The organism is Peribacillus tepidiphilus, from assembly GCF_009466385.1.
Taxonomy (GTDB): domain Bacteria; phylum Bacillota; class Bacilli; order Bacillales; family DSM-1321; genus Bacillus_BN; species Bacillus_BN tepidiphilus.
The window spans coordinates 1-10583 of the sequence record NZ_WIAQ01000049.1; the positions used below are offsets into that span (position 1 = coordinate 1).

Here is a 10583-nt window from a genome sequence, read left to right on the forward strand (position 1 = left end):
CCTCAGACCGGAAGTTTGCCGCTCGCTTCCTTCAGATTCCGCGTCACCGCGGACACCCTTGCGTTAAGCTAACTGCTACTTCTGCCTTCGCAGTTCGGGACTCTCACCCTATAGATTACACCCATGCCGGGCGCACACAATATGCATATAATTTTAATAATTATATGCATATTGTTTTATATAAATGTTTATAAGGAGGAAAGTTAAGTGGAGCAAAGGGGTTTTTATTTTTCTACTAAGAATGGTAATACATACTTTTATAATGATATTGAAGGAAATGTATCTTTTTATGGCAATGAACCAAGTGATAAATTTGTATTTGGAAAATCGAAATTAAATATTAATGATAATCCAATCAATGAAACTGAATTAGCAAATTATCTGAAGATGAATTCTGGAAATCAGTTAATATTATTATTAACTGAAGCTTGTAATATTAGATGTAAATACTGTGTTTACTCTGGAAATTATGATAATCAAAGAATTCATGGAGAAACGCATATGGATATTTCTACAGCCAAACGTGCAGTAGATAAATATTTAGAACATTATAAGGAGAGGAAAAATAGCAATTTATTTGATAACCCCATCATTGGTTTTTATGGTGGTGAATCTTTTATGAATTATAGACTTATTGAAGAAGTTGTAAATTATACAAAAGAGATTTCTGAAAATCCTATCATGTTTTCTACAACTACCAATGCAACTTTGTTAAATGATAAAAGAATTCATTTTTTAGCAGAGAATAAATTTATACTTTCAATAAGTTTAAATGGTGATAAAGATGAAAATGACAGATTGAGAGTTTTTGCAAATAACCAGGGTACATATGATATTATCTTGAAAAATTTAAATAGAATTAGAGTGCTTTATCCCGATTATTATAAACGCTATTGCCAATTACTAATTACAATAGATACTGGAACTGATTTACACCGTATGAGAGCTTTCTTTAAGGAAAATAAAAATATTTTACCAAAGATAGCAAGGATTTCTCAGGTTGGTGGTGCTTTTACTGATTGGTATGATCAATATTCACTAGAAGAAAAAGAAAAATTTTTATCGTCTTTAGATGAATTAAGAGAAATTTATAAAGAGCAGATGCTTTCAGGTAATGTAGAGAAAGAAGAGTTCTTAAGTATTTTATTTAATGCACCTATATTTGGAATACTTAATAGATTTAGAAATGTGCCACTTGAAAACAGAAGACCACCTTTTCTTTCATATACAGGTGCTTGTGTGCCAGGTGATAAAATAGCTGTTAATAGTAAAGGACAACTACATGTTTGTGAACGAGTTAATCAAACGGCGCCTATAGGAGACATAGATACATGGCTTAGTGTTCCACTTATATCAAATATGTTGAAAGAATATAGAGATAAAGTAATGGATAATTGTGTTAATTGTCCAATACAAAGTAATTGTGAACTGTGCTATCCAGGGGTATTAGGTGGGGACGGTAAGTTTAATAAAAAAAATATGTCTCCTAATTGTCAAGAGATGAGGATAAGTGTGCAAACAGATTTCAGGAGAATATGGGAAATGGTTGAAGATGGTGTTGGTTTTGAACAACTAATACCAAATTTATAAAAAGGTGAGACGACTATGAATTATTTAATTATCGACAATAGTTGTGAAGTTGTTCTAGGAGAGAATGGTGCATTAATATATGATTTGAAAAATAAAAGGTTTTTCTCATTAGACGTGATGCATGCTGAAATTATAAATATGCTTAAAAAAGGTAATGCAATTAAGGTTGTAAAAAATAAATTTGACGAGGAAATAGTAGATACTTTTATCAAGAATCTCATGGAAAATCAATTAGCAAAATTATCTTCTAGTTATTTCGTGGAAGAAAGTTTTAGAGTAGGGAAAGCAAGACCATCTACTGATTTAAATTTTAATACTTGCTATATTCAACTTCCAACAACATGTTATAAAGATTGTAATGATTGTTTTGATTATAAACTAAGTAGCTGTTTAACATGTTCGAAGCCTAAAGCACAAGCAAGTAAATTTGATATGATTTTTTATAAAGGGTTAATTAGTGACATATTAAAAACGCCAGTGAATACAATTATCTTTCACGGTGGCGACCCTTTAACAAATGAAAGTGAATTTTTGGATATTTTAAAATTCACTAGAGAAAATGCTATGTATGATATAAGGATAATATTTATTACAAACGGAAGTTTACTAAAACACTATCATATAGATACTTTTGTATCGAATAAAATTAGTCCTTTAATTGTATTTCATCATACAGATGAAAATATGGATATGGAAAATTTAAAAACAAAAGCAATGGAGTTAAGTAATTTATTTACTCCGCTTGTTGAAAATAATGTTGAATATTATGCAAATATTGTATTTGAAAACCAGCCATTAAATACACAACGACAATTAATTCAAATATTAGAAGAATACAATTTTGGAAATGTAACTACCAGTAAGATTGTAAATATGAATAATGATGTCCATAAATATGCGAGTTTGAACTTTCCTGAAAAAATGGCATATAATTTCGGGTATTATAAAGATTTACATCCTTGTTTGAATGGCATTATTGCAGTCACCTCTGACAAGAAAATAGTCCCATGCCCATCAATGCATAAACGTATTTTATTGGATTTAGAAGATAAAAAATTTATAGATTTATTTAATCATACTGAAGAAATAGATAAATTTTGGCGATTCACACTTTCTAAGACAGATAAGTGTAAGTCATGTAAATATAGATATGCATGCATAGATTGTAGGTTCATAGAAGAAGAAATAACAAAAAGTATAAATGAAAAAGAGATATGTTACCTTAATTCTTAAAAATAAATAAAATGGGGAACAAATCAGTGGGCAATATAAAATTCATCCTAAAATATTTATTAAAATTTAAAAAAATACTCATTCTAATAGTGATACTTACTATTCTTTCTAGCTTTATTAATTTAATCATGCCATATATTACTAAGAAAATTTTTGATTCAGGAATAGTTCCTAAAAACGTAAATTTTGTAATTAGTCTTTCCTTATTACTTATAGGAATATACACAATTAAATTTTTTCTAAGCTACTTTAGTCGTATTTTTTATACAAAATCATCGGTTAAATTTACTTTAGAAATAAAAAAAGATTTGTATACACATTTATTAAGGTTACCCATGGGGTATTTTGATAAACATAAAAAAGGGTATCTACTATCGAGAATAGATGAAACTAATTCTTTGTCAGTCTTTTTTTCCTCAGCTATTTTCGATTTAATTTCTGCATCCATAACAGCCTTAGGTGCCTTTTCTTTTATTTTTTATAAAAATATGTTGTTAGCTTTTGTAACGTTAATATTCTTACCTATATTTTATTTTTTAACTAAGATTTCTTTAAAAAAAATCTCTTTAAGTTCCAAAGAACTTTTTGAAGTTACTGCCTCAGTAAAAGGGAAAATTCAGGAATCTATTGAGGGAATTCAAGAATTGAAACATCTTAATAATGAAGATAATACGGCTATGGTGTTATCACATAAAATCACTGAAATTTCATCTAAAACTGTGGAAAATGGAAAATTTGCAGCGATGGGTTCAGAAAGTATTGCATTTTTAATGAATATTTCACAGGTTTGTATAACGCTAACTATAGGAATATTTATTATTAATGATCAATTAACTATAGGAGATTATGTTGCTCTAACTCAATATTCATTATTGTTATTTGCACCTATTCAGTTATTAGCGACTTTTAGTATGACTATACAGCCAGGAATTATTGCTCTGCAAAGAGTGAATGAAATATTAGAGGTTATCCCAGAAGATCATAAGAAAGGTACAAAAATAAATACTATTGATAAAATTGAATTCAAAAATGTATCTTTTATATATGAGAATTCGAACAAAGCAGTATTTGAAGATATTAGTTTCGTGATTAATAAAGGTGAAAAAGTAGGAATTGAAGGAATTAATGGCTCAGGAAAGTCGACAATAATAAAGCTATTATTGGGACTTTATTCAGATTATAGTGGGGAAATATTAATTAATGATATAAACCTAAAGGATATAAATATAAAATCCGTCAGAGATAGAGTAGGTTTAGTCTCACAAAATATCGTTTTGTTTTCAGGTACTTTGTTAGATAATATTAAAATGGCTAATCCTTTAATCAATAAAGAACAATTAGATAAAATTATGAATATTTTTAATGATAAAATATTTGAAGATATCGATCCAAAAGCTATTATTCTAGATGAAAAAGGAAATAATTTATCTGGAGGACAAAAACAAAAAATAGCAATTTTAAGAGCTTTTGCCAAAAATCCAGATATACTAGTTTTTGATGAAGCGACATCGAATATTGATAATGATTCCACTAATTTACTAAACACTGCTATACAAAATATTTTTAATCAAAAGACTTGTATCATTGTTTCTCACCAAAAATATATAGCAAATTTAGATAAGATTTTAGAAATTAAAGATGGTTATATTTGTGAGAAAGGTTTCTTAATCGAAAAAGGTGATTAAATTGTTGCAAATTAATGCTATAAGTAAGCGATATAACTCAAATCAGATGGTTATAAATAAATTAAGTTTTTCAATTGAAGCTGGAGTAGTTTTTGGCTTATTAGGTCCCAATGGTTCAGGTAAATCAACAACAATCAATTGTATAACGGGAATATACCCTGTTGATGAAGGCGATATTATAATCGATGGGTATAATATCGCACAAAATCCGCTAGATGCTAAGCGGAAAGTTGGGTATGTTCCCGATAATTCTAATATGTTTTTACATTTGAGAGGGATAGAATATTTGGAGTTTTTACAGAAAATTTATAGAATTAATGATAATCATTTTAGGAATATTATACAAGAATTGGCACATAAATTTGAAATGGTTAAAGCATTAAATGATTTTATTCAAAACTATTCTTTTGGTATGAGGAAAAAATTGTTTATAATTGGTTCTTTATTACAAAGTCCAAAAGTTTGGATTTTGGATGAACCTTTTAACGGACTTGATCCTAAAGCAGTTTTTGGCTTGAAAACATTAATGAGAAGTTATTGTGACAAAGGAAATGTTGTTTTATTTTCAACACATTTATTAGATATTGCTCAGCAAGTTTGTGATAGAGTTGGTATATTAAATAAGGGCAATTTAATCTTAAATGGGGATTTTGAAGAAATACAAAATAACTTAAAAACAAAAGATTCTTTAGAAAAATTATTTTTGGAGTTAACTAATGATGAATATAATGCCTTTACTTAAAGAGTTATTTTTATTTAAAATTAGGTCCAGATTTCATTCGAGAAGTACAATATTAATAAATACAATAAGTTTAATTTATATATTTTTTTTATATTTTTTTATTATAAAAAAAGTAGTGTATTTTTTTTATGAATTAAATGAAAATACTGGTATACAATTAATTGTTATTCTTTTCTATATTTTAGTTAGTGGATTACTTTTTTTGATAAGTTTTGTACAATATTTTCATACTTATTCCTTTCAAAATAATTTTTTATATTATTTACATTTACCGATCAGTAAAATTCAATTAATTAGTTCTAGAGTTATTATGATTTTATTGTCGCAATATATACTGTTACTTTTTCTATGCACTCCAATTTTTGTTTATATTGATAAGTTTTTCTCCCCTCCAATTGAATTTTATTTTTTGTTTTTGTCATTGAGTATTATAATTCCACTTGTTCCGAATGCATTAAGTTTAACAGTTGTTTTTATAAGCTCAAAAGTTATGAAATTTAATAGCAAATTTAAATATATATTATTTGTAATACTATGTATTATTAGTCTTTTGGGGTTAGTCTATTTAAAACCAGTAACCTTTTTAATGCTAGGTTCAAATTATAATGATTTTTTATTGACTTTTTTGAATTTTTTTTCACTGGAGCAATCAAATATTGTGCATGTAATTTTTTTACTTCTTTTACTATTAATAATTTCAATTGCATTTTTATTTATTGTGACGGTTACTGGATCAATATACTATGATTTTAATTTTAGTAGAAAAGGAAATAGAAAAAAAATAGTAAGAAAGACAAGAATATCGTTGTGGAACTCAAGCATACTCTTTTTTTCAATTAAACATGAAATTATATTACTTTTAAGAAGACCAGTACTCTATATGAAAGCTTTAGTTACGGTATTAGCTACGCCATTAATATGTATTGTTATATTCTCCTATAATGATCAAGTGGATTTAATTAAAAGTTTTTCTAGAGGTAACACAGAGTTGATATTTATAATACTTGTTTGTTTTTCTATATCTACAATTGGCTGGAATCCAATTGCACTTTCATCATTTTCACGAGAAAAAAATGAAATAGCTTATAAAAGTACTATGCCTATTTCAATTAAGAATACTATAATAGCCAAAGTTTTAACTGCATGGATAATATTTATACCAGCAATTTTTTTATATGCTTTAATTTTCTATATGTTTTTTAATGTATCTAATCTATTCATATTGTTATATATATTACTTTCACTCGTACTCTCTTTAAATGGATCTTTACTAGGTATAATTTTTGATGTGTTTTTTCCAGTCTTGTTATGGAATGAGGAACAAGAACTATTTAAAGGCAGAACGGCTATTACAAGTTTTCAGGTTTTTAATTCTTTATATGTAGTTACTTTTTACATAGTAAGTTATTTATTATTAAAGTTTTTTTCGGTAGATTTAATAATTATATTTATTGCTAATTTACTTATAATGTTAATTGTTATGTGGTATTTATATAAAATATTAAGAGCTAAATCATCTAGCTTATTTCATCGCTTAAATCAATATTATTTTAAATTGAAATAATATTGATTTAAGCACCGAGCACATATTTTTATACTTACTTATAGTACCACTTAAAAATAACAAAAAATATCTTTTATTAAAGGAATGATAAAATGAAAATTTTTATAGGCGTTATACTGTGCATAATAAGTTTAATAGCAATAATTTTGGATGAACCTACGTTATGGCAAATAGAATCTTTTTTTATCATAATTTTACTTTCTCTTTTATATACTAAAAAAAAATGATTTTTATAATAGAAGTAATTAAGGAATCCCCCTATTCTTAGGGTAGATTGTAAACGCTAAAATAAAAGTTTACCACCCTTAACAGCCAATCCCTTAACGGGGTAAGCCCAAGATAAGTACAAAAACGACGCAAAAAAAGGCCACATGCAGTAAATGGGAAATAAATTCCAGAATGTTGTCGCGGTCAGATACCTTTGAACACTTTTTGCTAAATTGAAGTGAACACTTTACTGGGAATTAGAACGTGTCCATTGTCACTTTACTTGGAGCCTCTGCGGGCAAGATTGTGAGCCATGAAGCCAGATGTGCCAAGGTATCTGGCTCAGCCAGAGTAGGCTATCATGACCGCCTCTCCAAATAAAGTGCACGTCTCTACTGGAAAATTAAAGTGTACCTTTTGTAAAGGACATTAAAAAAAAGTCTAGGCAGCATTAAGAAGATGATTTCTGTATTGAACAGGGGTCATCTTTTTAAAATTCCATTGATATCTGTAGTAATTGTAATAAATCATATATTGCTGTATTTGGCAAGCTAAAAATGCATTAAACGGCAATCTCAAAGCGGGGAAGCATCGCAAAACCCGTTTGCATCCGATGTAGATAATACAATAAATGGTGTTTTTCGAATATAGTCCTTACAATGATCATCTAAAAAGGAAATGACTTTATTGTTTGCGAGCTTACTAGGGTGGCCCAAAATTTCTCGAAGCTGTTGTTCGTTTTGAATTTTTTTATCGTATTGCTGCAAAGAATACACGTCCTTTATCGTACAATATTTTCCTATTATTTTATTGGTTTATTGTGAATTTTACAATAATTTTTGCTGTAATCGTAATTTGTCCTGCCTGAATCGGAGTAGGAGTATATTCTTTCGTTGCAGCAAGAACCATTGGACGAATAGGGAGCTCGGTTTGTTCGGTAATCTCGACAATCACTGGATCATTCGAAAAACCTGAAGCTCTCGCAAGGGTCTGAGCTTTTGTATAAGCATCCTTTACTGCTACCGCTAATGCTTGATTATAGACAGCAGATGGGGAAGAGAGGGTAAATGTTATATTTCCAATATAGTTCGCACCATTTTTCACAGCGTTGTCAATGATCATGCCAGTTTGATCGACATTTTGAATCGTGATTAGCAATGTATGAGTTACTCTATAGCCTTTAAGGATTCCTGAAGAGGTAGAATAATCGTATTGAGGCTCAATTCGATAATCATTCGTTTGAATGTTACTTTCCGGTATTCCCAGCTGCCTCAATCCCGCTAATATAGCATTCATGATCGAAGCATTTTGCTGCTGTATGTCTGTTAAATCTTTCCCTTCCGTTATTGCACCGACTACAATTCGCACAGTATCTGGCTGCACAGCAATACTCCCGGCTCCTTCGACTGTAAATATAGCTGTTTGAGCAGGGGAGCGGGGAACATAATGATAACCATACATCATACATCTCTCCTAAATGTGTTTTTGATGTTCTAGAGAAATATATGAAGGAGAATCATTATACATGTTAAGGAGAGTATGACAAAGAAAGGTACGATGTTTGTATTCTTTAAAAAACCCTTTGTGCCATTCTAAAATATTTTTTCTATTTTTAGCAAAAGATAACAAATGAAATCCAAGAGAAGGGGAGATAGATTTGACTTACATATACAATTTATACAATTCGGATGACCGATTTGGTTTTAAGAGTTCGTACCATATCCAATGTGACCTGCCGCCACATAAATTTCGAACAATCATGATGGAATTTCGTCGCAATAAGGATGAAGCAAATACACCAGAAGCTTTCATCGATTTCATGAAAAAGTCCTTTGGGGATTCCTTTCAGCTATTTGATTATGACGACATTGTTCAGTTTGATGCAGATCAAGAGAATAGCGCTATACTTGCTAACCTATTAGATGAAGTAGATGGTACAATTTAAGAAATGGTGGAAGAAGAGATGAGTTTCATTTTTATGTTTTTCAAAAAAACACCCTATAAAAGGAAAGAACCAGATTCCACTCAATAGAAATCTGGTTCTTTGTGAGGTTTTAGACTTTTTTTACATACATAGGAAGATCCGTATGTCCCATTTCACGAACATATACAAACAAATTTCCTTTGTGGTGAATTTCATGGTCCATCGCCATCTTTAATAGCTGCCTGCCCGTCAGCTTTATCCCAAAGACTTGAGATAGATCGACTTCATTATTAAGCTCATCATCCGTTATGGATTCGATCATATGTATCGTATCTGATGTCAATTTTTCTGCTAATACCGTTAAATTTCCTTCTGAATTTTCCATTTTTTCTTTAAAAGGGGATGAATCTCCTTTTTTAGCGGCTTGAGCAAAACGGTAGAACGATGTCAGCATATGAGTGACTAACTCTTGGGCTGACATAGATGTTGGAGTAGGTTTGTAATCATAATGTTGTTCATCCATTTTCCTTACTAAATCCAAAGTCACATCACGATGTGACCGAAAATAACGAATAAATTTTCTTGCACGGGACATTTTATACACCTCCTAAAAAAATTCAACAATAATATATATTCGATATTGTTGAATTTTATCCCTATCAAAGGAATAAAGAATAAATCTTAGGAGGTTTAATGTTCTATTCAATAGACAATTGAACCAACAGAGAGAAAAAAATTACTCTTCAGATAAGTGTTCTTTGCAATAATTTGCTAACAATTCAATTTCTTCATCCTCAAGCTCAAAATCCAAGTAATGATTCGTTTCTTTTTCGAACAAATCATACTTTACTATTTTTTTTTCAGTTTCTTCCACTAAATAGATGATTTTGGCGTATAATCCTTTTTCACTATATAATTCATCATCCTCAGGAACCTCAATATCCAATAGAAATTCATAGCGATCCCCAGAAAGAATCCCGAATTCGTCGTTGATCAGTTCAACCGTATGACCAGTTACAGTAATCATGAAAACATCCTTTCAAAACGTAATAGCATTATTATACAAATAAAATAAAAAAAAGCACAATAAAAGAGGGAAGAAATGAACTCATTTAACATAAAAATATTATGTTAACAAGAAGAGTGGTTTTTACATTATTAGGGTAGAGAGGGTAATTTTATATCAAAATAGTAGTTTGACAAAACTCTAGTATATATAATATTATATTACAGTAATTTCATATAGGATTCCTCATCAGCTTGAGATGAGGTAGAGGTCGCAATGCATATGAGTAAAACGAAAGAGAGACAGAAACTCGATGATGTCGTTTGAAAGGATGTGTTGCCGAAGCGTTCATAGTATTTCTGGCTATGATCAGCTGGGACTGTATCCGAATAGGTGCAGGACTGTCATGGTTATATACCATGGAGAACTATCCATTTTCGACTGATGCGGCTGTTTTTATAAGTAGAAAACACACCGCATTTATAATGGTGTGTTTTTTTGTGTGCGCCCGGCATGGGTGTAATCTATAGGGTGAGAGTCCCGAACTGCGAAGGCAGAAGTAGCAGTTAGCTTAACGCAAGGGTGTCCGCGGTGACGCGGAATCTGAAGGAAGCGAGCGGCAAACTTCCGGT

Annotated in this window: 11 protein-coding genes, 1 pseudogene and 1 riboswitch; of the genes and pseudogenes, 7 read left to right on the forward strand and 5 right to left on the reverse strand. The window is 29.9% G+C overall.

Translation table 11 applies throughout. From position 1 onward, the window contains the following. The 6 genes from GD441_RS17365 to GD441_RS16255 form a co-directional block, all read left to right on the forward strand. The coding region (locus GD441_RS17365; protein ID WP_225434279.1) for a hypothetical protein at positions 1-194 on the forward strand (194 nt) is incomplete at its 5' end. A gap of 13 nt (positions 195-207) precedes the next feature. Then, entirely contained in the window at positions 208-1590 is a 1383-nt protein-coding gene (locus GD441_RS16235; protein WP_153127455.1) for a radical SAM protein, read from the forward strand. 15 nt (positions 1591-1605) lie between these two features. Beyond that, positions 1606-2823 carry a 4Fe-4S cluster-binding domain-containing protein gene (locus GD441_RS16240; protein ID WP_153127456.1) on the forward strand — a complete coding sequence of 406 codons (1218 nt, stop codon included), beginning with the start codon at positions 1606-1608 and terminating at the stop codon, positions 2821-2823. A gap of 26 nt (positions 2824-2849) precedes the next feature. After that, entirely contained in the window at positions 2850-4508 is a 1659-nt protein-coding gene (locus GD441_RS16245; RefSeq protein WP_191992214.1) for an ABC transporter ATP-binding protein, read from the forward strand. 1 nt (position 4509) lies between these two features. Then, positions 4510-5250 carry an ABC transporter ATP-binding protein gene (locus tag GD441_RS16250; RefSeq protein WP_153127458.1) on the forward strand — a complete coding sequence of 247 codons (741 nt, stop codon included), beginning with the start codon at positions 4510-4512 and terminating at the stop codon, positions 5248-5250. Further along, positions 5225-6814 (forward strand): hypothetical protein, encoded by a 1590-nt coding sequence (locus GD441_RS16255; protein ID WP_153127459.1) that lies wholly within the window; start codon positions 5225-5227, stop codon positions 6812-6814. The genes GD441_RS16250 and GD441_RS16255 overlap by 26 nt, the downstream gene beginning before the upstream one ends. Before the next feature lie 648 nt (positions 6815-7462). Here the strand turns inward: GD441_RS16255 and GD441_RS16260 are convergent. From GD441_RS16260 to GD441_RS16270, 3 genes and pseudogenes are all read right to left on the reverse strand, one after another. After that, positions 7463-7567 (reverse strand): annotated as a pseudogene (locus tag GD441_RS16260) (IS3 family transposase); the annotation flags it as partial. Positions 7568-7596: 29 nt separating this feature from the next. Next, positions 7597-7788 (reverse strand): PNPOx family protein, encoded by a 192-nt coding sequence (locus GD441_RS16265; RefSeq protein WP_153127460.1) that lies wholly within the window; start codon positions 7786-7788, stop codon positions 7597-7599. A 40-nt stretch (positions 7789-7828) separates the two neighbouring features. After that, positions 7829-8482, reverse strand: coding sequence for an SIMPL domain-containing protein (locus GD441_RS16270; protein WP_191992215.1), 654 nt, complete (start codon positions 8480-8482; stop codon positions 7829-7831). Positions 8483-8678: 196 nt separating this feature from the next. Between GD441_RS16270 and GD441_RS16275 the strand changes: the two genes are divergently transcribed. Then, positions 8679-8966 carry a hypothetical protein gene (locus tag GD441_RS16275; RefSeq protein ID WP_153127462.1) on the forward strand — a complete coding sequence of 96 codons (288 nt, stop codon included), beginning with the start codon at positions 8679-8681 and terminating at the stop codon, positions 8964-8966. 109 nt (positions 8967-9075) lie between these two features. Here the strand turns inward: GD441_RS16275 and GD441_RS16280 are convergent, their stop codons facing one another. Together GD441_RS16280 and GD441_RS16285 are read right to left on the reverse strand one after the other, a co-directional pair. Beyond that, the gene (locus GD441_RS16280; RefSeq protein WP_153127463.1) at positions 9076-9540 is read right to left on the reverse strand and encodes a DinB family protein; all 465 of its coding nucleotides are present in this window, start codon (positions 9538-9540) and stop codon (positions 9076-9078) included. A 141-nt stretch (positions 9541-9681) separates the two neighbouring features. Continuing rightward, positions 9682-9972, reverse strand: a complete 291-nt coding sequence (locus tag GD441_RS16285) for a DUF6509 family protein (protein WP_153127464.1) — start codon at positions 9970-9972, stop codon at positions 9682-9684. A gap of 236 nt (positions 9973-10208) precedes the next feature. Further along, positions 10209-10389: riboswitch (Lysine riboswitch) on the forward strand. Positions 10390-10583: the final 194 nt, after the last annotated feature.

Excerpts from the sequence above, each read along its gene's own strand:
- GD441_RS16270 (WP_191992215.1), bottom strand. The coding sequence starts at position 8,482 with ATGTATGGTTATCATTATGTTCCCCGCTCCCCTGCTCAAACAGCTATA.
- GD441_RS16255 (WP_153127459.1), top strand. The coding sequence starts at position 5,225 with ATGATGAATATAATGCCTTTACTTAAAGAGTTATTTTTATTTAAAATT.
- GD441_RS16280 (WP_153127463.1), bottom strand. The coding sequence starts at position 9,540 with ATGTCCCGTGCAAGAAAATTTATTCGTTATTTTCGGTCACATCGTGAT.
- GD441_RS16285 (WP_153127464.1), bottom strand. The coding sequence starts at position 9,972 with ATGATTACTGTAACTGGTCATACGGTTGAACTGATCAACGACGAATTC.
- GD441_RS16240 (WP_153127456.1), top strand. The coding sequence starts at position 1,606 with ATGAATTATTTAATTATCGACAATAGTTGTGAAGTTGTTCTAGGAGAG.